The organism is Bradyrhizobium sp. (assembly GCF_004799405.1).
Classification (GTDB): Bacteria; Pseudomonadota; Alphaproteobacteria; order Rhizobiales; family Xanthobacteraceae; genus Bradyrhizobium.
The window spans coordinates 1-21,221 of the sequence record NZ_SSMW01000002.1 but is presented as its reverse complement, the minus strand read 5'-3'; the positions used below and the strand labels follow the sequence as shown (position 1 = coordinate 21,221).

The window sequence follows — 21,221 nt, the reverse complement described above, 5'->3', positions numbered from 1 at the left end:
AATCCTTTGATAATTGCCCGTCATGCCCCGGCTTGTCCCGGGCATCCACGTCTTACTTCCTCGTTCGGCCAAAGCAAGACGTGGATGGCCGGGTCAAGCCCGGCCATGACGAATGAACAAGGTACTACGGCGTCAGCACCGCGCGCCCGACCAGCCTGCCCTTCTGCAGGTCGATCAGCGCCTCGTTGGCCTTGGCGAGCGGCATCGGCGTCACCGGAATCGGTGCGATCTTCTTGGCACGAACCAGATCGAGCAACTCCTGCGTCTCGCGGAGATTGCCGACATAGCTGCCCTGGATCGTGATGGCCTTGATCGGAATCAGCGGCAGCGCCCACGGCGCGCCGCCGCCGAACAGGCCGACGATCACGAGCTTGCCGCCCTTGGTCAGGCAGTCGAAGCCGAGCTGCGTGGTCGCAGCATTGCCGACGAGATCGATCACCGCGCGGATCGGCCCGCCCGCCTTCGCGGCGAGTTGTTCCAGCGCATCGGGTGCCTTGCCGTCGACGGTCGCCAGCGCGCCGGCCTGCTCGGCCGCTTCCCGCTTGCGCGCGTCGATATCGACGACGATCGCGCCCTTGCCGCCCATCGCCTTCAGCAGCGACAGCGCCATCAGCCCGAGCCCGCCGGCGCCGAAAATCACGATCGGCGTGTTGAACGAGGCCTCGACCTTCTTCAGCGCGCTGTAGGTGGTGACGCCGGAGCAGGCATAGGGCGCCGCGGTCACGGGATCGAGGCCCTTCAAATTCAACAGGTACTTCGGATGCGGCACCGTGATGTGGTCGGCATAGCCGCCGTCGCAATAGACGCCGATCGCATTCGGCTTGACGACGCACATATTCTCGTCGCCGCCAAGGCAGGTTTCGCACTTGCCGCAGCCAAGCCAGGGATAGACCAGCGCGACATCGCCGAGCTTGAGATCGCCGGCGGCGGCCTTGGCGTCCGGTCCGAACGCCAGCACTTCGCCGACCGTCTCATGCCCCATCGTGCGCGGCAGCGACACGCCGCGATCCCTGAGCGACAGCGGCTTCCGCCCATGACCGAGATCGTAGCCGCCTTCCCAGATGTGCAGGTCGCTATGGCAGACACCGGCGGCCTTCACCTTGAGCAGCACCTGCGTTCCCGACGGCTGCGGGGTCGGAAGATCCACTTCCTTCAAGGGAGCGTTGAAATCGGTGACCTGGAAACTCTTCATCGGTTTACTCCCGTCAATTCTTGTGCGGACATTGCCACGCCTTGCGATGCCGTTGCTAGACGTTTAGCCCGGTGCGATCAATGGATGATGGCAAGCGACGAACTGCTCCGGCGCCACCGCGCGAAGTTCCGGCACTTCTTCCTTGCAGCGTGCATCGGCCCGGGGACAGCGGGTGCGAAACCGGCAGCCCGAGGGCGGCGCGATCGGCGACGGCGGCTCTCCAACCGCCACGCTCTCGGCGGGACGCACGTCCGGATCGGGCACCGGGATCGCCTCGATCAACAGTGCGGTATAGGGATGGGCTGGCGTGGCAAACACCTGCTCGGATGGGCCTACTTCGCACAGCCTGCCGAGATACATCACCGCCACCCGGTCGCTGACCGCCTTTACGACCGCAAGATCGTGGGCGATGAACAGCAGCGTCAGGCCGTAGCGCGCCTTCATCTCTTCCAGCAGATTGAGGATTTGGGCTCGAATCGAAACGTCGAGCGCCGACACCGGTTCGTCGCAGATGATGAAATCCGGATTGAGAACCAGCGCGCGCGCAATGCAGATGCGCTGGCATTGCCCGCCGGAAAACTCGTGCGGCAGGCGCCCCATCACCAGATCGGGGTCGAGGCCGACCGCGCCGAGCACGTCACGAACAAGCCGCGTTCGCTGCTCCGGATCCTTGACGCCGGATATCACCAGCGGTTCGGCGACGATGTCGCCGATGCGGCGCCGCGGATTCAGCGACGCGATCGGATCCTGGAAGATGAGCTGCACGCGGCGGCGCATTTGCCGCAAGGTATCGCCCTGCATCGCCGTGAGGTCCTGGCCGTCGAACAGCACACGGCCCGAAACCGCCCTGCGCAACTGCAGCACCGCGCGGCCGAGCGTGGACTTGCCGCAACCGGATTCGCCGACCAGGCCGAGGGTCTCGCCGCGCGCAACCTGCAGGCTGACGTCCGACACCGCGTGAACGGTGTTGCGGCCCACCGCATATTCGACGACGAGGTTCTCCACCTTCAGCAGAGGATCGCACCAATGCGTTTGGGTGTTCTCCATCATGCGTGGATACCGGCCGCGGCGCCGATCGGGTGAAAGCAGGCATATTGGTGGTCCGGCGCATCTGAACCGGCCAGTGCAGGTTTCTCCTGATAACAGGATCCGGCGGCATAGCGGCAGCGCGGCGAGAACGAGCAACCCTTGAGCGACCGGGTCGGGTCCGGCGGGCGCCCGGAGATCGCCGGCAACGGCGTATGCGGCGCGGCGTCGAGCTTCGGGATCGCCGCCAGCAACGCCTCGGTGTAGGGCATCCGCATCTTCTTGAACAAAGCCGGCGTCGGCGCGCGTTCGACGACGCGGCCGGCATACATGACAGCCACTTCGTCGGTGCGGCCGGCAACCACGCCGAGGTCGTGCGTGATCAGGATCATCGCCATGTGCCGGCGGCGCTGCTCGCGCGCCAGAAGATCGAGGATTTGGGCCTGGATCGTCACGTCCAGCGCCGTGGTCGGCTCGTCGGCGATCAGCAGTTTCGGCTCGCACGACAGCGCAATCGCGATCGCAACCCGCTGCCGCATGCCGCCCGAAAGCTGATGCGGGTACTGCGTCAATCGCTGCTCCGGCGCGGGAATGCCGACCGCGGCGAGCAATTCCGTGCTGCGTTGCCTTGCAGCATGGCTATCGAGTTCAAGATGCTCCTGCAGCGTTTCGATCAACTGGGTGCCGATGGTCAGCACCGGATTGAGCGAGGTCATCGGGTCCTGGAATACCACCGCGAGCGACCGGCCGCGAAGCTTGCGCAAACTTTCAGGATCGAGGCTGGCGAGATCCCGGCCGTCGAACATCACGCGGCCGGAAAGTTTGGCTTTCTTCGGCAACAGTTGCAGGATGGCGCGCGACAGCATGGTCTTGCCGCAACCGGATTCGCCGACAACGCCGAGCGTCCGGCCGGCACCGACCTGGAGGTCGACACGATCCACCGCGCGAAGATTGCCCCGCGGTGTCGGCAGGTCGACCGCCACGCCTTCGACGGAAAGCAGCGCAGGCTCGGTCACAGCGCGCCCTGTCGCGGATCGGTGAGAGCCCGCAAGGTATCGCCGACCAGATTGAGCGACAGCACCGTCAGAAACATCGCGATCGCCGGAATGAAGGCGAGCCTTGGTGCAATTTCCAGGCTCTCGCGCCCCTCCCCGATCATGCTGCCCCAGCTTGAGATCGGCGGCGGCACGCCGAGACCAAGGAAGGACAACGAGCCCTCGACCACGATGGTGACGGCGACGCCGAGCAGGAAAAAGGCGAGCAGCGGCAGCATGACGTTGGGCAGCAGTTCACGCAGCAGGATGCGCATATGCGTCGCACCCAAAGCCTGGGCCGCAATCACGAATTCGCGTCGCGCCAGGCTGAGCGTCGTCGCGCGGGCGACGCGCATGAAAGCGGGAATGCCGAGTACGCCAAGAATACAAGTGAGATTCAGAAGGGATTGACCGAGATAGGCGGTTACCGCGAGCGCCAGTATCAGCGGCGGAAAGGCGAGCAGCACGTCCATGCTGCCGACCACTGTTGTCTCGAAGCGGCCGCGAAAATAACCTGCCAGCATGCCCAGCGCGCCGCCGATGGTGATCCCGATCACCGGCGCACAAAGACCGACCGTCAGTGAAATCCGCGCGCCATACACCAGCCGGGCCAGCTCATCGCGCCCGAGACCATCGGTGCCGAGCCAGTGCAAGGCCGATATCGGCGCCCGCCGATCGAGCATGTCCATGTCGGTCGGGCTCGGCAGCGGCAGCAGGCCGGCAAGGGCGGCGGCGGCAACAACGAAGATCAGCCAGCCGATCGCCGCCCAGAACAGCGATCCCAGCCGTCGCGTCCGCCTGACCGTAATGACGGCGACATCGTCGTCGATGGTGAGCTCAAGCGTGGCCATGACGGATCCTTGGATCGAGGACGGCGTAGAGCATATCGACGATGAAGTTCATCAGCACGTAGCCGCAGGCCACGAACAGCACCACGCCCTGCAGGATGACGAGGTCGCGGGTATAGATGGCGCCGAGCAGCAACCGGCCGATTCCCGGCAGCGCGAACACCGACTCGACGATCACGGTGCCTCCGATCAGCCGGCCGATGTTGATACCGGTGACAGTGACAAGGGTCAGCGACGAAGGCTTCAAGGCGTGCACCAGCAGGATGCGCGACGGCTTCAGCCCCTTGGCCCGCGCCATCGCAATGTAATCCTCCTGCAGGGTCGCGATCATGTCGGAACGCAACACGCGCATCAGTACCGGCCATTCGCCCAGCGCCAGTGTCAGGGCTGGCAGCACGAAGCAGCGCAGATTCCCGATCGGATCCTCTTCGAACGGCACGTAGCCGGTCGCCGGCAACCAGCGAAGCTCCACCGCGAACAGGTAGATCAGCAAGATAGCGGAGAGAAATGCCGGCATCGACAGCATGCTGAACGCGCTGCCGGTCATGAAGCGGTCGAACGCGCTGCCGCTGCGCACCGCGCAGGCGATGGCCAGCGGAATGCCGATCGCCAGCGCGCCGAGCTCGGCGAGGAACATCAGCTCCAGCGATACCGGCAGCCGTTCCGACACCGCCTGCAGCACGGTCTGGCCGGTGCGGAAGGATCTTCCGAAATCGCCCTCCAGCACGTGGCCGAGCCAGCTGAGGTAACGCCACCAGATCGGCTGATCCAGCCCCATGTCATGGCGCAGTGCCGCCACCTTGTCCGGCGTCGCCTGATCGCCCAGGATGACGTACGCCAGATCGCCCGGCAGCAACGAGGCGATCAGAAATGTCAGCAGCGATACGGCAACCAGAACCGGCACCAGATAGAGGAGCCTTCGCGCGACAAATCCGAACATGCGCGGTCATTCCAGCCAGACGTCGGATACGTCGATCACCCCGCCATAGATCTTCGGCAATCCCTTCAGTCTGGCGCTGGAAAGCGCGTAGTAGGTGTTCTGGAAAGTCCAGAACCAGATCGCCTCTTTGTTGATGAGCCGGCTGACGGCACAATAGTCCTCGATGCGCTTGCCGGTGTCGGCCGTGGTTCGCGCATGCTCGAGCAGCGCGTCGAGTTCGGGATTGGAATAATTGGCGAGCGCGACCGGGCTGCCGGTGTGGAAATTCGCATACATTTGCGGGTCGGGATCGGCAAGGTCGACGATCCGCCATGGCGTTAACTGGAACTGACGCATGAAGGCGCGCGGCACGACCGAGGCCTGGTCGATCTGCTCGATCTCCATGTTGGCGCCGATGTTTTTCCAGAACTGCTGCAGGATCTGGCCGACGGTACGTCCGCGCGGCGTCGCGGTGACGATCATCTTGAAGTCGACCGGCTTGCCGTAGTCCTTGATCAGGGCCTTGGCCTTTTCGATATCATTGGGCAGCGCGCCGTCGTCGGTGCATTTGACCCAGGAACCGTCGCCGTACGGATTGGTGGCCGGCCTGCTCATGCCATTGGTCAGCGCCTGCGACATCTTCTTGCGATCGATCGCCATCACCACCGCCTGGCGCACGCGCACGTCGTCGAACGGCGCGACCTTGGTGTTGAAGGCATAGACCGAGGCGCCCGACCCGGCATAGGAATGGACCGTCAGCTTCGGATCGGTTTGCGCTTTCTGGATGCTGTCCGCATCGGCCTCGTCATCCCAGACGATATCGGCTTCGCCGGATTGCAGGCTGGCGAAGCGCGACTGCGCATCCGGCAGCGGCTTCAGCACGATCCGGTCGAGATGCGGATGCCCCTTGTTCCAGTAGTCCGGATTTCGTTCCAGAACCATTCGATCGCCCGCGGTCCACGACTTCAATATGTACGGCCCGGTGCCGACGGGATTGCGGTTGTAGTCATCGCCCTTGGTCTGCCACGCGGTCGGTGACTGGACGACGTTGTTCGAACTCTGAAGGGTCAAGATCGCCGGCAGGTTCACCGACGGATCTTTCAGATTGTAGACCAGCGTCAATTCGTCAGGCGCCTGCACGTCGTTGATAAAGGAGATGTAGAAGGCGCATCGGCATTTGTTGGCCGGATCCTTCTGCCGGTCGAAATTGGCCTTGACCGCTGCGGCGTTGAAAGGCGTGCCATCCTGAAATTTGACGCCGGGCCGCAGCTTGAAGGTCCAGGTCTTGAAATCGTCCGAATGGGTCCAGGACAACGCCAGCTTCGGCTGCGGCTCGCCTTTGTCGTCGAGAGTGGTCAGCGTATCGAAGATCGCCGCGGCGGCCGTTTCAGCCGACGTATCGAACACGCCGACCTTGAGCGGATCGAAACCGGGAATATCGAGTTCAAGGCCGACAGTGATGCTGCCTCCCTGCTTCTGGGCATTGGCCGGCGCCGCAAACAGCGCGACCCCAAATACCGTAGCGAAGAAAATTTGCGCAGGCTTGCGCGCTCGGATTGCCACCGTCATGTGATCTCCTCCTGGAAGGTCCGTCCGGTATTCCGGATCGTTGAAGATTGTCGGTTAGATTGGCTGGAATTGCCGGCTCCGGCAAGGCCGGAGACGGTTGCCGGATGAAAAGCCGCAGCCCTTATACCATCGTCGAAGCGCTGTCGCCTTGCGCATGCTTCACCACCGCAGCCTTGCCGGTGAAAGCAGCTATTTCGTGTTCGGAAAGCCCGGCTTCCCTCAGGATCGCCACGGTGTGTTCACCCAGGGTTGCGGCGCGCTTTCCCGCCGACACATTTGCCCCCGACATCCGAAACGGCAAATTCATCACCTTGAACGTGCCGCCGCCGTCTTCCACTTCAGCGAGTGCGCCCCGATGCGCGATCTGGGGATCGGACAAAGCCTGGGCAACGCTGCGATACGCTGAACTCGGAACCCCGTTGTTGCTGAGGTCCGCGAGGCACTGCTCGGTCGTCAACCTGCGCGACCATGCCTCGACACCGTCCATCAGATCGTTCCAGTTGAGGCGCCGATCGACGTATTTCGCAAAACGCGGATCGCGGGTCCATTCCGGATGACCGGCCGCCCTGACCAGACCCTGGAAGGTCTTCTCGCTGGCGATCGCGACCATCACATATCCATCCGCGGTCTCGAGCGGGCCGAACATCGGCCGACTTGGAAATGTCACCTCGAATTGCGACCACTGCACCTCATTCAGGGTGAGGCTGAGCATCGATTCAAGCATCGAGACATCGATGTGCTGGCCTTTTTGCGTGCTGTGACGCTGATGCAGGGCCGCCGAAATCGCGCCGAAAGCATAGACGCCGGTGAGGACATCGGCGTGATAAATTCCGCAATAATCGGGGCGGGTTCGACCAGGCTGGTACGACAGGTGAGCCATGTCGTAACCCGAGGCCGCATGGATGACGGGCGCGTAAGCCGGCAGTTCCGCCGACGGGCCGGTCTGGCCGTATCCGGAGATCGAGCAATAGATCAGCCGCGGGTTGAGCGCTTGCAGCGAGTCGTAATCCAGCTTCAGGCGTCGCATCACTCCCGGGCGAAAATTCTCCACCAGGATATCCGCGGTGGCGACGAGCCGGTGGATAGCGTCGATCGCAACCGGCGATTTCAGGTCGAGAACGAGGCTCTTCTTGCCGGCATTGAGCTGACCGAAAACGGTGCTGGAGCCGTTGCGGAGTGGCGGACGGTGTCGCATCGTCTCCCCCTCCGCGGACTCGACCTTGATGACCTCGGCCCCCATGTCGGCCAGCATCCGGCTACAATGCGGACCGGCGATCGTGGTCGAGAAATCGAGCACGCGAAGATCCCCGAGGCTCTTGGTCGAGACGTCACCGGCATTTCGCCGTTCTGTCATTCCAGTCTCCCTGAACTGCTGTATCCCTTGACGGCACGAAGACGACCCTAAGTGTCGCTGCTATCCGTGGGAAGCGATTATCGGCAGGGCGGTGCCGAGGCCATCGGCGCCGCTATCCGGCTTCAACTTTTCCGCACTGCAGCGGAACTGGAACTATTCTTGCATAGTTGTGGTTGTGGCTGGTACGAGGGCGTTTCTTGAGGGTTTTGTTCGTTACGACGGAAATGGATGACTTCGTCCGGGTGGGCGGGCTCGCCGCCGTTTCAGCCGCCCTTCCCCGGGCATTACGGCTCCAGAGCGATGTCAGGATCATCCTTCCCGGCTACCGGGACGTGGTCGAGCAATTCACCCATATCCACATCGTCGGGCAATGCCCGGCACTGGCGGAAATGCCGGCCTGCTCGCTGGGGCTGGCATCAACCAAAGACGGGCTGCCCGTCTACGTATTGCTTTGCCCCCAGCTTTATGACCGGCCCGGCAACCCCTACGGCGACGCCTCGGGCCGGGACTGGCCGGACAATGACGTGCGCTTCGCACGTCTGGCGTCCGCGGCGGCCCAACTGGCCGCCGGCGCTCTGGACAAGAACTGGGCAGCGGATCTGGTTCACGTCAACGACTGGCAGGCCGCGCTGGTCCCGGCCTATCTCGCCTGGAATCGCGTCAAGATCCCGAGCATCCTGACCATCCACAATTTGGCCTACCAGGGCCTGTTTCCGAGGGAGTCGCTGCGGCGGATCGGCGCGCCTGAGGATTCCTTCCATATCGATGGCCTTGAGTTCTACGACAAATTATCCTTCCTCAAAGGCGGCATCGTCTACGCATCTCACCTGACCACTGTCAGCGAAACCTATGCCCGGGAGATCACGACACCGGAACTGGGTTGCGGGCTTGAGGTTCTGCTGCGCCGCCGCTCCGACGCCGAGCAACTCACCGGGATATTGAACGGCATTGACGAAAGCTGGGATCCTCGCGTCTGCGCCCAATTGGCCCAGCCGTTCGCCGCGGGAGACTGGGAGGGCAAGCGCGCCAATTCGGATTACGTCCGTCATCAGTTCGGCCTGGCGGTTTCCCGCGGCCCGATTTTCGGCCTGGTTGCCCGACTGGTCCATCAGAAGGGCATCGACCTGGTGCTGTCCGCCGCGGACGAGATCATCGAAGCCGGAGGACAGATTATCGTGACCGGCAGCGGCGAACCCGATATCGAACAGACGCTGGTCGACGCACACCGCCGCCGGCCGGATGCGATCGGGGTCACCATCGGCTTCAATGACGGACAGGCGCGGCGGATTTTTGCCGGCAGCGATTTCACGCTGATGCCGTCGCGCTTCGAGCCGTGCGGACTGAGCCAGATGTATGCGCAGAAGTTCGGATCGCTGCCGATCGGCCACCAGACCGGCGGGTTGGCGGAAACCATCGTCGACGGCGAAACCGGCTTCCTGTTCACTCAAGCGTCAACCGAATCCTTTCTCGGCGGCATCCGGCGCGCGTTCACCACCTTCAGGGCGAAAGATCGCCTCGATTCCATGCGCCGCAGCGCGATGGCAAGATCGTTTAGCTGGAACGCTTCCGCCGCCTGCTACGGCGCCTTGTACCGGAAAGCTGTATCCCCGTAACAGCGCGGCCGCCCCTCTGCTCAGTCCGCGCTCCGTCGCGTTTCCGGCATCACAAACCAGACCAAGGCGAGACCTGTCGCGGCGACGCCCGCAAGACCGGTAAACGCGATGCTGCTGCCGAAGACATCGCTGACGTAACCGGCGAGCACGGTGCTCAGTGATGCACCGATACCGGTCGCGGTCCCGACGATGCCTTGCGCCAGATTGAAGTGGCCGCTGCCAAACGCCACATCGGCGACGATCAGCGGTATCATGACGCTGAACACCGCCGCGGTGATGCCATCGAATATCTGCGCCGCGACCAGAAGATACGGATCGTGCACGGTCGCAAACAACAGGCCGCGGATCGCCAGCGCGGCAAAGCCCAGCAACAACAATGGCCGCCGTCCCCATCGCTGCGCCGTGCGTCCGACCGACGGCGAGGTCAGCGCCACGATGGCTTGCGGCACGATGATACAGGCCGCGATCAGCACCGGCGCCCATCGGCTGGAGCGGGTCGTGACCACGCCCGCCATCAACGGTAGCATCGCCGCATTGGCGAGTTGAAGCAGCAGCACGCTTCCGGCGAAGATCAACAGCGAGCGATTGCGCATCAGGCGCAGAACGCTGGTCGCGTTGGCATCCGGCACTTCGCGCATCACCGCGCCGTGAGCGCGCGCGGCATCGATTTCGTGCTCGCGGATTCGCGACAGCGCCAGCAAGGTCGGAACGGCGAGCACGAACGTGACAAAAAATACCGAGCGGCTCGACAGAAAATAGCCGCAGGTACCCATCACCGCGGCTGCAACGCCGTTGCCGATCGACGCATAACGCGCATTGCGTCCGAGCCGTTCACCGATCGCGAACGGTCCGACCAATCCAAGACTGATCGCGGCAATTGCCGGACCGAGCACGCAGCTCGCGGCGGCATGCAGGGTCGCCGCAACCACGACTACCGGAAACAGCGGCCATGCCGCATATCCCAGTGCACTGGCGCCGATCGCAGCAACCGCAAGACCCGCCACCAGCCGTTCGGAGCGGGCGGCATCGACGATAGCTCCGCCCGGAATCTGCCCGATCAGGGCGACCAGTCCGCCGATCGACAGCACAAAGCCGATTTCGACCTGGGTCCATTTTTGTGTCGTCAGATAGACCGCAATGAATGGCCCGAACCCGGTCTGCACGTCCGCCAGAAAGAAAATGAACCAGTCGAGGCCGCGCAAGCTCTGGCGCGAAGGCGCTGGCATCGGCGGGCGCGCCACCGGTTCAGGCTTTCCGGACGAAACGCTATCGCTCCCGATCGGCCGCGCATGGCGGTCATCGTCAGTCCGGCCCTTCGAGTGTCGGAATGAACTTGCGAACAGGATCGTGCTCCGGCTGGTTCAGGGATCGAATTGTAGCGGGTGCAAGGTGCCCGATGCCCCAAGCACGACAATGGGCGCATCTTCCTTGTATTCGGGGGCAGCCATCACCTGCTCCTTGGTCAATTCAAGCGTGATGCTGTCGCCCTTGTCGGTGACGTGCCCGAAATGCAACGCACTCCAGTCGACAACGATCTTACGGCTGCCGACGCCGAGAAATCCGCCGAAGTCGATAACAGCCGCGCGCACCGTCCCGCCGCGATCGACGATCACGTCGACGATACGCCCCATGTCCTCGTCAGCCGGGCTGCGGACATCGCGACCGAGCACCCCATGCGCTTCCTTGGCGCCGATGATAGTGACCGATGGCGGCGGCGCCGGTGCCGCGACCGGCGGATTGGTGTCCTGCGGCGCAGACGTCTGCGCCCAGGATGCGACAGCCGCCAACGTCGCAAAACCGATTGCAGCAAAAACGGTCAGATGCTTTGCGCGCATGTGGCCTCCTCCGATCGGGTACCGGTTCTAGTGCGCCATTACGATCGACACCTGGATTTGGCCGCGCGTCCGCAAGACCTCCAGCGACACCTCCTCGCCGTGGCGGCGAACCCGAAGATCGACGCTTGAAGCGCCGAGGTTCAGGTCGCGCAGCACCACTTCATTGAGGAAGGCCGGCAGGCGCGGGTTGCGCAGCCGGATTTCGCCGCGCGGCGTATCGAATTCGAGCCCGAGGGCAGCTTCCAGCAGCGTAAACGGCGTCGCGCTCGCCCACGCCTGCGGCGCGCAGGCGACGGGATAAAGCGTCGGTCCGCGTTGTTTCTCGCGCCGAAAGCCGCAGAAAAGTTCGGGAAGCCGCCGCAAATCCATGTAGGCGGCGGCATCGAACAGCGCCTCGAATACGTGTACGACAGAATGCTTGAGGCCATAGCGCGCCAGGCCGAGCGCGATCAGCGCGTTGTCGTGCGGCCAGATCGATCCATTGTGATAGGACATCGGATTGTAGCGCGCCTCGCCGCGCGCGACGGTGCGAATGCCCCAGCCGGTGAAGAAATCCGGCCGCATCAGGTCGGCGGCAACCATGCGGGCACGGTCTTGGCGCACGATGCCGCTGAACAGCAGTTGCCCGGCATTCGACGAGCGGACCCTGCAGGGCTGCTTGTCGCCATCGAGCGCCAGCGCGTAGGTTCCGAGTTCGTCACACCAGAAGGCTTGCTCAAAACGTTCCGCGAGCAGCTTGGCTTCCGCCTCGAGGTTACGCGCTTTGTCGTGCTTGCCGAGCCGCGCCGCGCACCGTGCCGCCTGCCGTTTGCCGGCATACACATAGCCCTGGACTTCAGCGAGCGCGATGTAGCCTTCGGCGAGACGGCCGTCGGCATGAAAGATGGCGTCGTAGGAATCCTTCCAGCCCTGGTTGGCGAGCCCCTGTTCGGATGCGCGCTGATATTCGATGAACCCATCCCGGTCGGGATCGCCGGCGCCGTCGATCCAGTTCAGCGCCGCTTCGATCGAGGGCCATAGCTCCCCCAGCGTTTCCTCATCGCCGGCGCGTTCGACGTAGAGCCCCGCCAGCAGCACAAACAGCGGCGTCGCATCGACGCTGCCGTAATATTGCGCGAACGGCACCTCGCGAAGTGCCGCCATCTCGCCGCCGCGCATCTCATGCAGTATTTTTCCGGGCTCGGCATCCGCGAGCGGATCGGTCGACCTGGCTTGGTAGAAAGCCAGCCGCTTCAGCACACCGCGGGCGACGCGTGGATCGATCCATAGCATTTGCAGCGCGGTGATCAGGCCGTCGCGGCCGAATGTCGTCGAGTACCAGGGAATTCCCGCATAGGGATATCGCCCCTGCGGCGTCTCGGTCATCAGCATGTTGAGATCGGCCATCGACTGGCACAGCACCTCGTTGAAGATGTTGTTGGAGGTCTCGACGCTGGCGGCGCTGGTGGTCGACTGGCGCATCTCGCGGCGGTGCGCTAGCAAGCCGCGAAAGAACGGCGCCGGTTTGTAGGGGATCGGCTTGTTGCAGGAGACCGCGACGAACAGCGAACTTATCTGCTGCGGCGCCAGGTCGAAATGATAGGACGCCGCGTTCACCGCAAGCCGGGTCGGCCGCGGATCGAAGTGCAGCGCCGTGCTGCGCGATTTGCCGTCGAGTCCGTTGTATTCCAGCACGACGTCGGCGGGACCCAGCAGTTTGCTCAAGCCAATGCCGCGGCGCGGGCGACGTTCGCCACGCACCTCGAACAGGTCGGCGAAGTCGTTGTCGAACTGCAGCGTCAGGTCGAAACTCGCGGGCCGGTCGCCATGGTTCTGCAGACCGATCCGCTGATAGGCGGTCCCGCGCCATAGAAACACCGTACGCACGACGTGCAGCATGTCCTTCTTCAGAACAATCCGGCCATGACGATAGATATCCGGATTGGTGAGATCGACCGTCAACGCCGAATTGTCATCGCGCAGGTTCGACCCGAGCAGCAGCGGCTGCACCTCGTCCAGAACGAGTTCAAGCCGGGCCAGATAACGGGTATCGGCATTGAACAATCCATCGGGTCCGCCGGCGGATGCGCCGATGTCGCCATGGCTGTCGAGTACGATGAACGTATCGTCGTGCTTAAGCGAGCGCCGCGGCCTCGCCGCCGGCCCGGTCATCGGAATATAGAATGGCGATTCCGAGACGACTTCGATCTCTCGAATCGTCGTTAGAGTCGTAGCTTCGATTGCCATTGGATGACCTTGGCCGTTGACTGCTGCGCCCTCTGCGCGACGGTACGCAACTTAAGAACAATGCCTGACGCTCAGGCCGCATGTGCTGCAAGGCGGCTCATCTCTCGCGCCACCAGTTCCCGATACGGGCCGCTGCCCTGCATCAGATGATCCGGCGGACCATCTTCGATGATCCGGCCGCCCTGCAACATGATCACACGATCGAAGTTGCGCAGCGTCGCCAGACGGTGCGCGATCGCGATCACGGTTCGTCCGCGCATCAGGCGGCTGAGCGCTTCGCGGATCGCTTCCTCGGATTCGCTGTCGAGCGCGGCGGTCGCCTCATCGAGCAACAGGATCGGCGCGTCTTTCAGGAATGCACGGGCAATCGCGATACGCTGGCGCTGGCCGCCGGACAGCTTGACGCCGCGGTCGCCGACCTGCGTGGCCATGCCTTCCGGCAAGGTCTCGACGAAATCGCAGCGCGCCGCAATCGCGGCGCGCTGCACCTCACCGTCCGTCGCCGTTGGCCGTCCATAGCGGATATTTTCCATGATCGATCGATGGAACAGCGAGATGTCCTGCGGCACCACCGCAATTGCCTCGCGCAGGCTCTCCTGGGTAACCCGGGAGATGTTCTGGCCATCAATGGAGATGTGGCCCTGGTTCACGTCGTAAAATCTCTGCAACAGCACGAACAGGGTGGATTTGCCGCCGCCGGACTGTCCAACCAGCCCAACCCTTTGGCCCGCATTGAGGCGGAGGCTGAACTTGTCGAACACCTGCATGCCGCCGGGATAGCGGAACGACACCTTGTTGAAGACGATCGCCGCCCCCGCCTTCACCAGCGGCTCGGCTTCCGGATGGTCGCGCAGTTCGTGGGGAAGCAGCAGGGTAGCAATCGCTTCGGTCAGGCGGGCGACATGCTGGGTAACATCGACCAGCGCCACCGCGAGATCGCGCGTGGCATTCAGAATGGAAAGTCCCAGGGTGCAGACCAGCACCACGTCACCCGTGGTGGCGCCGCCGCGCTGCCACAGCACGATAACCCACGCCAGCAGCGCGATCGTCAGAACGACGGTAATCGCCGCGTGGCTGAGCCGCAATTTTTCGAGATAACGCAGGCTGCGTCCGCGCGCCGTCAATTCCCGGTTGACGGTGGCGTCAAACCGGTCGTGCTCGAAGCGGAGGCCGCAAAACGCCCGCACCAGCGGCATGTTGTTGATGACGTCGACCATCTCGCCATCGACCGCCGCGGCCTTGTCCGCGAACTCGTCGTGCAGCGGCTTGCCGGCGGCGGCCAGGTGAAACATTCCGATCACCATGAGGCCCGCGACGACGATCAGGCCCGCCGACATCGACAGGCTGACGGTTCCAATCAGGGCGATCGCCGAAATCGTCGCAATGCATGGCGGCAACACGTTCCAGACGAACATGTTTTCGACGGTGAAAACCGCATTGGAGGTCGCGGTGATACGGCTGGTCAGCATTCCCGGCAGCCGGTCGGAAAAATAACTCGGCGCGTGACCGGTAAGGTGGCGGAAAATGTCGCGGCGCAAATCCCCGGTTACTCCCACGAAGGTGAAACTCGCGGTCCAACTGGCGATCCGCCACAGGAAATTATCCGCCGCGATCATCGACATGAGGAAAACGAATGCCAGCCATACGCTGCCCGCGCGGGCCGGCCCGGCCGATAACCCATCGACCAGGTGTTTGACGCCATATTGCGTGCCCACGGAACAGGCGACCGCCGCAACCACCGCGGTCAGGATGACCACATGCGAGGCGAGCCGCTGGCGGATATAGCGCAGCACAAGGGGAAACGGGCGGTGCGCGTATCCTGAAAGATTGTCCATGTGGCGGCACACCTGTTGGAGACGCAAGAGAATTGTATTGTTACGGCACGATCCCGCGCACGTTCACGTGAAGACCGACAGCTCCAATGTCCCGCGCGGCCATCCCGGCGCAACAATCTTGCAGCATTGATCTGGGCAAGAACCTGATCGGACGTGATGGCATCAGCAAGACCATGGCGTGGAAGAAGTAGGCGTCTTCAGGGGAACTTCGCATATGCGGAAACGTTCCCTTTCAGGCAGCTGGTGCCGAGGGCGGAATGGGGCTTGTTTATCCATGATCACAAATAGGAGACGGTGAGATGCGCATCGCGCAGGTTGCTCCGCTGACCGAGGCTGTGCCCCCCAAACTATATGGCGGCACCGAACGGGTGGTACACTGGCTGACAGAGGAACTGGTGGCGCTGGGAAACGACGTCACCCTGTTCGCCAGCGGCGATTCCCGAACCTCGGCGAAACTTGACGCGACGTGGCCGAAGGCGCTGCGCCTCGACGGATCCGTCCGGGATCCCAACGCCTTGCACATGGTGATGCTGGAACGGGTCCGGCAGAAATGCGACGACGAGGAATTCGACTTCCTGCACTTCCATCTGGATTATTATCCGTTCTCGCTGTTCTGCCGGCAGCCGACCCCTTTTCTGACCACTCTGCATGGCCGACTGGACCTGCCCGAGCACCAGCCGGTGTTCACGACATTTTCATCGATTCCGGTGATTTCGATCTCGAACGCGCAGCGGCGCCCGGTGCCGCAGGCCAACTGGGTTCGCACCATCCACCACGGCCTGCCGGAAAAGCTGCTGACGCCGCAGCCGGTGACTCCGGGATATCTCGCGGTGCTCGGCCGGATCGCGCCGGAAAAGGGCGTTGATCGGGCGATCAAGATCGCGATCCGATGCGGCATCCCACTGAAAATCGCCGCCAAGGTCGATCGGGCCGACCAGGAATATTACGATGAAATCATCCGTCCGCTGATCGATCATCCGCTGGTCGAATATATCGGCGAGATCGGCGATCGCGAAAAATCCGACTTTCTCAGCGGCGCGATCGGGCTATTGGTCCCGATCGACTGGCCGGAGCCGTTCGGCCTGGTCATGATCGAGGCGATGGCGTGCGGTACGCCTGTTATCGCCTATAACCGTGGTTCGGTCGCAGAGATCATCGATGACGGCCGGACCGGCTTCATCGTCGAGGATGAAACCAGCGCAGTCGCCGCGGTCGATCGGCTGTCGGGATTGAGCAGGGACGCTATCCGCAAGCAGTTCGAGGCGCGCTTTACCGCGCGGCGCATGGCGCTCGATTATCTCGCCGCCTATCGCAGCCTGACCGAAGCCGCTGAGCCGCGCATCAAGCTGGTGAGCAGCGCCGAGTAAGGCCGAACTTGCACGCTGACGCGATGCTCTATTGCGCGGGCGCCAGGTCGGCTTTGCCGAAGCGCCGCTCGTAAGCCTTTATATAGGCTTCCGGAGAGGGTTTGAGGTGGCGCCGGGTAAGCGCCACCAGATCGTCCCGGCGCGAACCGCGCAGCGCCTTGATCATATCGAGGTGGTCGCGGCGGGCCCGGTCAAGCGATTCAGGAAAAGCGTTGGCATAGGACCTGATGCCGTAGACCTTCTGCGCCAGCAGTTCGATGGTCTCGATCAGGCAGGCATTGCCGCAGAGACCGAACAAAACCTGGTGAAAACTGAGGTTGCTGTAGAACACCGTCAGCAAGTCGCCGGCGGCAACCGCCGCGGTGTGCTGCCGCTGCAGTTCCTCCAGCCGCTCGACATATTTTGGGTCGACCGGAAACGGGATGATGCGGACCGCCATCACCTCGAGCTCCTCACGAACCGCGTAGATTTCTCTCACCTCCAGCGGCGTCAATCCGCGAACCAGCGCGCCGCGATTTGGAATGCGCTCGACCAGGCCCTTTTTCTCAAGTTCAAAGAGAGCCAGTCTCACGTCGCCGCGATGGGTCTGGAACAGGTCGCACAAATCCTGCTCGACCAGGCGCTCGCGCGGCTGACGCCGCCCCAATACGATGTCCTCCTCGATGCGCTTGGCGATGACGATCGCCACCGGCTCGCGCGCCGGCGATACCGGTGTCTGACCGGGTTTGATCGGGCGGACCATCGCGTGTTTGGCAGGTTTTCCGGCCATGGATTCCCCGATCTGGCAGGCGCGCCGCCGAGCCGGCATCGCCAAAGCTTTTGAAGATAATATCGTAAACCGTATTGTAAACAATATTAAAGGGCGCTACCATCCCAAAAAATGCGCTAGATACGATCTCAAAAAGCGAGCGGACAGCCTGTACCGCGATCGCGCCAAGGGGAGATGTCATGACGAAAGATCGCACGGATTCCGTCAGCCAAAAGACCGGTCTTGCTCAAACACTGTCGAAGCGGCGGGGCCGCCGCGAATTTCTCATAAAGACCGGGGGCATGCTCGCCGCCGGCGCGTTCGGCGCGGTGCCGTTGCGAGGCTGGGCGGCCGAGCCGGTCAATATCGGCGCGCTCTACCCGACCACGGGAAGCATGGCGCAGATCGGCGTCGGCTGCGTCGCCGCCGCCAAGCTCGCGGTCGAGATGGTCAATGACGCCGGCGGCATCAAATCGCTCGGCGGCGCCAAGCTCAACCTCGTCATTTCCGACGTGCAGAGCGACACCACGGTGACGCGCACCGAGACCGACCGGCTGATCACCGGCAACAAATTGTCGGCGATCCACGGCTGTTTCGCCAGCGCGCTGACGCTGATCGCCAGCGAAGTGGCGGAACGGGCGAAAGTGCCGCTGATCACCGGATCCAGTTCGGATCAGCTCAACAAGGGCCGCACCTACACCTTTACGCCGTTTGCGCGGGCCTCGCAGTTCGCGCAGGCGCAGTTGCAGATGTCGAAGCTGGTCGGCGACAAGCCGAAGGTCGCCGTCATCTTCGAGAATACCGCGTTCGGCACCTCCACGTCCAATGGCCTGAAGGAACTGGCGCCGGCCGAAGGCGTCGAGATCGTGATGTTCGAGCCGTATTCGGCAGGCTTCACCGATGCGAGCCCGCTGATCAACAAGGTCAAGGCGTCCGGCGCCAACGCGCTGTTCTCGGTCTCCTACCTGAACGACCTCATCCTGATCGTGCGGACCGTCAAACAGGTCGGCCTCAATATCGCGATCAATGGCGGCTCCGGCGGCTTTGTCATTCCGGACTTCTACAAGAACGTCGGAAAACTCGCCGAAGGCCTGCAAGGCGTGGCGCACTGGAACCACGACATGAACCCCGACTGCGAGAAGGTGAATGCCGAATACAAGAAGCGCACCGGCGAGTTCCTGTTCGAATATGCCGGGGGCCTGGTCGCCCAGACTTTCATGATCGCGGACGCGCTCGAACGCGCCGCCTCCGCCGACCCGCAGAAGGTGCGCGAAGCCCTGTCGACGCTCGATGTCTCCTCCGGCTACGCCGCGATGGCCCCGGGCGGCAAGGTCAAGTTCGGTCCCGACGGCAAGAACATCTACGGCCGCCCGGTCGGCGTGCAATGGCAGAACGGCGATCTCGCCAGCGTATTTCCCAAGGAAGACGCCCGCGCCCCGCTGATGAAGACCTGACGCTGGTCCTAGGCGATGTGGGAGACAGTGGCCCAGGCCGTCATCAACGGCCTGCTCATCGGCGGCATCTACGCGCTGGTCAGTATCGGCGTCACGCTGATCTTCGGCGTGGTCAAGATCGTCAATTTCGCGCAAGGCGAATTCGTGATGATCGGGATGTACATCTCCTTCTTCCTCGCCAATCAGTTCGGCGTCGATCCCCTGGTGTCGCTGGTGGTCACGATGCCGGTGCTGTTCGTCATCGGGGTGCTGGTCCAGCATTTTCTGATCCGCCGGGTTCTGGGGCCGAACGACATGCCCCAGATCTTCCTGACCTTCGCGCTGTCGCTGCTGCTGTTGAACCTGGCGCTGATGCTGTTCTCGGCGAACTACCGCACCGTCCACACCTCCTATTCGGATGAAGCCTTCCATCTCGGCGGACTTTACATCCCGGTCGCAAAACTCATCGCCTTTGTCGTCGCCATGATCCTGAGCGGCGCGCTCTGGGTCTTCCTGCACACCACCGATCTCGGCAAGGCGATGCGCGCCGCGGCCCAGAACCGCGATGTGGCGACCTTGATGGGCATCAATCCCAACCGGGTGTTCTGCGTCGCGCTCGGCATCGCGCTGGCGCTGGCGGGCGCCGCCGGTTCGCTGCTGATGCCGTTCTATTCGGCCTACCCGTTCGTCGGGCAGGTGTTCGTGCTGATGGCGTTTGTCGCGGTGGTGCTGGGCACGCTCGGCAACGTGATCGGCGCGCTCGTCGCCAGCCTGATGATGGGGATCGCCGAGTCCTTAGGCATTCAATACATCGGCGCGGATTCCGGATTGATCGTGGTATTCGCCATGCTGCTGCTGACGCTGGCCTTCAAGCCGACCGGGCTCGGGGGTAAGGCGCGATGACGATGGGGCTGATACGAACACGAAATGCGCTCTGGATTGCGGCAGGGGCCGTGGTCCTCATCGCATTGCCGCTGGTCGTGACCAGTTCGTTCGCGATCAGCATTTTCATCCGGATCTTGCTGTTCGCCTTTATCGGGGTCGCCTGGAACCTGATGGGCGGCTACGCCAAGCAGTTGTCGCTCGGTCACGCCGCTTATTTTGGCCTCGGCGCCTACACCTCGACCATCCTGCAGATCGATTTCGGCATCTCGCCGTGGATCGGGATGATCGCCGGCGGCGTGGTCGCGATGCTGGCAAGCCTTCCGATCGGTTGGTTGTGTTTCCGGCTGCGCGGCCCCTATTTCACCATCGCCACCATCGCCACCGCGCAAGCCCTGATGCTGATCTTCCTCAAGTTTCGCGATTTCGCGTGGGGCGCCGAAGGCACCACCATCCCGAACCTCGGCAACGCGCCGCTGATGATGCAATTCGAGGCCAAGGCGGCTTACTATTATGTCGCACTCGGCCTGCTCGCGGTCGGGCTGGTGATCACCTGGCTGATCGAACGATCCTGGATGGGATATTACCTCGTCGCGATCGGCGAAGACGAAGACGCCGCCGAAGCGATCGGTGTCAACGCCCCCAAAATCAAGCGCGACATCTACATGATCAGCTCGTTTCTCACCGCATTGGCCGGCACGTTCTACACCCAGTACATCTACTTCATCGATCCTGCGACCGCGTTCAGCTTCAACATCTCGATCGAGGCCGCACTGGTGTCGATCGTCGGCGGAATCGGGACGCTGTGGGGCCCGGTGATCGGAACCGTGCTGCTGGAAACGACTTCCACGCTGCTCCAGAGCTGGCTCGGCAATTCGATCGCCGGCGTGCAGCTCACCGTGTACAGCCTGATCCTGATGGCGGTGATCCTGTGGCGGCCGACGGGGTTGATGGGAATGATGCGCGAAGCCTGGCAACGCTATGTCAGCCGCAAACCGGCGCGAGCGTAAGGGTATGGCGGAAGCACTGGTTATCAGCGGTCTCAGCAAGCGGTTCGGCGGCTTGCGCGCGGTGCAGGACGTCAGCTTCACCGTGCAGGAAAACGAAACCGTGGCGCTGATCGGCCCGAACGGCGCCGGCAAGACCACGAGCTTCCACCTCATCACCGGATTTCATCGGCCCGACTCCGGTTCAGTCTCGGCTTACGGCCGCGACATCACCGGCCTGAAACCGCATGACATCTGCGCGCATGGCCTCGTTCGCACTTTTCAGGTCGCAAAGCCGTTCGGCGCCATGACCGTGCTCGACAACGTCATGACCGGGGCGTTCCTGCGCGACAA

At 63.0% G+C, this 21,221-nt stretch carries 18 protein-coding genes; 6 read left to right on the top strand and 12 right to left on the bottom strand.

Features of this window, described 5'->3' with window-relative positions:
* Nucleotides 1–124 precede the first annotated feature (124 nt).
* The 7 genes from E7813_RS00365 to E7813_RS00335 form a co-directional block, all read right to left on the bottom strand.
* A complete protein-coding gene (locus tag E7813_RS00365) occupies nucleotides 125–1,192 on the bottom strand; it encodes an alcohol dehydrogenase (protein WP_291569738.1) in 1,068 nt (355 codons plus the stop codon).
* 63 nt (nucleotides 1,193–1,255) lie between these two features.
* Entirely contained in the window at nucleotides 1,256–2,242 is a 987-nt protein-coding gene (locus E7813_RS00360; RefSeq protein ID WP_291569736.1) for an oligopeptide/dipeptide ABC transporter ATP-binding protein, read from the bottom strand.
* Entirely contained in the window at nucleotides 2,239–3,234 is a 996-nt protein-coding gene (locus E7813_RS00355) for an ABC transporter ATP-binding protein (protein ID WP_291569735.1), read from the bottom strand. Before E7813_RS00355 ends, E7813_RS00360 begins: the two co-directional genes overlap by 4 nt.
* Nucleotides 3,231–4,103, bottom strand: coding sequence for an ABC transporter permease (locus tag E7813_RS00350; RefSeq protein WP_291569733.1), 873 nt, complete (start codon nucleotides 4,101–4,103; stop codon nucleotides 3,231–3,233). The genes E7813_RS00355 and E7813_RS00350 overlap by 4 nt, the downstream gene beginning before the upstream one ends.
* Nucleotides 4,090–5,040: an ABC transporter permease gene (locus E7813_RS00345; protein ID WP_291569731.1), complete on the bottom strand. Its 951-nt coding sequence runs from the start codon at nucleotides 5,038–5,040 to the stop codon at nucleotides 4,090–4,092. Before E7813_RS00345 ends, E7813_RS00350 begins: the two co-directional genes overlap by 14 nt.
* 6 nt (nucleotides 5,041–5,046) lie before the next feature.
* The gene (locus E7813_RS00340; RefSeq protein ID WP_291569729.1) at nucleotides 5,047–6,588 is read right to left on the bottom strand and encodes an ABC transporter substrate-binding protein; all 1,542 of its coding nucleotides are present in this window, start codon (nucleotides 6,586–6,588) and stop codon (nucleotides 5,047–5,049) included.
* A 121-nt stretch (nucleotides 6,589–6,709) separates the two neighbouring features.
* Nucleotides 6,710–7,942 (bottom strand): CoA transferase, encoded by a 1,233-nt coding sequence (locus tag E7813_RS00335; RefSeq protein ID WP_291569727.1) that lies wholly within the window; start codon nucleotides 7,940–7,942, stop codon nucleotides 6,710–6,712.
* Nucleotides 7,943–8,139: 197 nt separating this feature from the next.
* Here E7813_RS00335 and glgA point away from each other — a divergent pair, with 197 nt between their 5' ends.
* The gene (glgA, locus tag E7813_RS00330) at nucleotides 8,140–9,555 is read left to right on the top strand and encodes a glycogen synthase GlgA (RefSeq protein WP_291569725.1); all 1,416 of its coding nucleotides are present in this window, start codon (nucleotides 8,140–8,142) and stop codon (nucleotides 9,553–9,555) included.
* A 20-nt stretch (nucleotides 9,556–9,575) separates the two neighbouring features.
* On the opposite strand, the gene E7813_RS00325 is transcribed toward glgA, so the two are convergent.
* The 4 genes from E7813_RS00325 to E7813_RS00310 all read right to left on the bottom strand — a co-directional run bounded on the left by E7813_RS00325 (nucleotide 9,576) and on the right by E7813_RS00310 (nucleotide 15,451).
* A complete protein-coding gene (locus tag E7813_RS00325) occupies nucleotides 9,576–10,781 on the bottom strand; it encodes an MFS transporter (protein WP_291569723.1) in 1,206 nt (401 codons plus the stop codon).
* A gap of 135 nt (nucleotides 10,782–10,916) precedes the next feature.
* Nucleotides 10,917–11,390, bottom strand: a complete 474-nt coding sequence (locus E7813_RS00320) for a PRC-barrel domain-containing protein (protein ID WP_291569721.1) — start codon at nucleotides 11,388–11,390, stop codon at nucleotides 10,917–10,919.
* A 27-nt stretch (nucleotides 11,391–11,417) separates the two neighbouring features.
* Nucleotides 11,418–13,616, bottom strand: a complete 2,199-nt coding sequence (locus tag E7813_RS00315; RefSeq protein ID WP_291569719.1) for an amylo-alpha-1,6-glucosidase — start codon at nucleotides 13,614–13,616, stop codon at nucleotides 11,418–11,420.
* 71 nt (nucleotides 13,617–13,687) lie between these two features.
* Complete coding sequence (locus E7813_RS00310; RefSeq protein WP_291569717.1) at nucleotides 13,688–15,451, bottom strand: ABC transporter ATP-binding protein; 1,764 nt, start codon at nucleotides 15,449–15,451, stop codon at nucleotides 13,688–13,690.
* Between the two features lie 299 nt (nucleotides 15,452–15,750).
* On the opposite strand from E7813_RS00310, the gene E7813_RS00305 reads away from it, so the two are divergent.
* Nucleotides 15,751–16,818: a glycosyltransferase family 4 protein gene (locus E7813_RS00305; RefSeq protein WP_291569715.1), complete on the top strand. Its 1,068-nt coding sequence runs from the start codon at nucleotides 15,751–15,753 to the stop codon at nucleotides 16,816–16,818.
* Nucleotides 16,819–16,846: 28 nt separating this feature from the next.
* Here E7813_RS00305 and E7813_RS00300 read toward each other — a convergent pair whose 3' ends face one another.
* Nucleotides 16,847–17,587: a GntR family transcriptional regulator gene (locus E7813_RS00300; protein WP_291569713.1), complete on the bottom strand. Its 741-nt coding sequence runs from the start codon at nucleotides 17,585–17,587 to the stop codon at nucleotides 16,847–16,849.
* A gap of 179 nt (nucleotides 17,588–17,766) precedes the next feature.
* Between E7813_RS00300 and E7813_RS00295 the strand changes: the two genes are divergently transcribed.
* From E7813_RS00295 to E7813_RS00280, 4 genes are all read left to right on the top strand, one after another.
* Nucleotides 17,767–19,020: an ABC transporter substrate-binding protein gene (locus E7813_RS00295; RefSeq protein WP_291569710.1), complete on the top strand. Its 1,254-nt coding sequence runs from the start codon at nucleotides 17,767–17,769 to the stop codon at nucleotides 19,018–19,020.
* Nucleotides 19,021–19,047: 27 nt separating this feature from the next.
* A complete protein-coding gene (locus E7813_RS00290; RefSeq protein WP_291569708.1) occupies nucleotides 19,048–19,902 on the top strand; it encodes a branched-chain amino acid ABC transporter permease in 855 nt (284 codons plus the stop codon).
* Entirely contained in the window at nucleotides 19,899–20,891 is a 993-nt protein-coding gene (locus tag E7813_RS00285; protein WP_291569706.1) for a branched-chain amino acid ABC transporter permease, read from the top strand. The genes E7813_RS00290 and E7813_RS00285 overlap by 4 nt, the downstream gene beginning before the upstream one ends.
* 4 nt (nucleotides 20,892–20,895) lie before the next feature.
* Nucleotides 20,896–21,221, top strand: a 326-nt coding sequence (locus E7813_RS00280) for an ATP-binding cassette domain-containing protein (protein ID WP_291569704.1), incomplete at its 3' end; no start/stop codon positions are given.

Coding starts and splice junctions, on each gene's coding strand:
- E7813_RS00305 (WP_291569715.1), top strand. CDS start 15,751: ATGCGCATCGCGCAGGTTGCTCCGCTGACCGAGGCTGTGCCCCCCAAA.
- E7813_RS00310 (WP_291569717.1), bottom strand. CDS start 15,451: ATGGACAATCTTTCAGGATACGCGCACCGCCCGTTTCCCCTTGTGCTG.
- E7813_RS00285 (WP_291569706.1), top strand. CDS start 19,899: ATGACGATGGGGCTGATACGAACACGAAATGCGCTCTGGATTGCGGCA.
- E7813_RS00350 (WP_291569733.1), bottom strand. CDS start 4,103: ATGGCCACGCTTGAGCTCACCATCGACGACGATGTCGCCGTCATTACG.
- E7813_RS00325 (WP_291569723.1), bottom strand. CDS start 10,781: ATGCCAGCGCCTTCGCGCCAGAGCTTGCGCGGCCTCGACTGGTTCATT.
- E7813_RS00365 (WP_291569738.1), bottom strand. CDS start 1,192: ATGAAGAGTTTCCAGGTCACCGATTTCAACGCTCCCTTGAAGGAAGTG.
- E7813_RS00320 (WP_291569721.1), bottom strand. CDS start 11,390: ATGCGCGCAAAGCATCTGACCGTTTTTGCTGCAATCGGTTTTGCGACG.
- E7813_RS00335 (WP_291569727.1), bottom strand. CDS start 7,942: ATGACAGAACGGCGAAATGCCGGTGACGTCTCGACCAAGAGCCTCGGG.
- E7813_RS00295 (WP_291569710.1), top strand. CDS start 17,767: ATGACGAAAGATCGCACGGATTCCGTCAGCCAAAAGACCGGTCTTGCT.
- E7813_RS00360 (WP_291569736.1), bottom strand. CDS start 2,242: ATGATGGAGAACACCCAAACGCATTGGTGCGATCCTCTGCTGAAGGTG.
- E7813_RS00340 (WP_291569729.1), bottom strand. CDS start 6,588: ATGACGGTGGCAATCCGAGCGCGCAAGCCTGCGCAAATTTTCTTCGCT.
- E7813_RS00315 (WP_291569719.1), bottom strand. CDS start 13,616: ATGGCAATCGAAGCTACGACTCTAACGACGATTCGAGAGATCGAAGTC.
- E7813_RS00300 (WP_291569713.1), bottom strand. CDS start 17,587: ATGGCCGGAAAACCTGCCAAACACGCGATGGTCCGCCCGATCAAACCC.
- E7813_RS00345 (WP_291569731.1), bottom strand. CDS start 5,040: ATGTTCGGATTTGTCGCGCGAAGGCTCCTCTATCTGGTGCCGGTTCTG.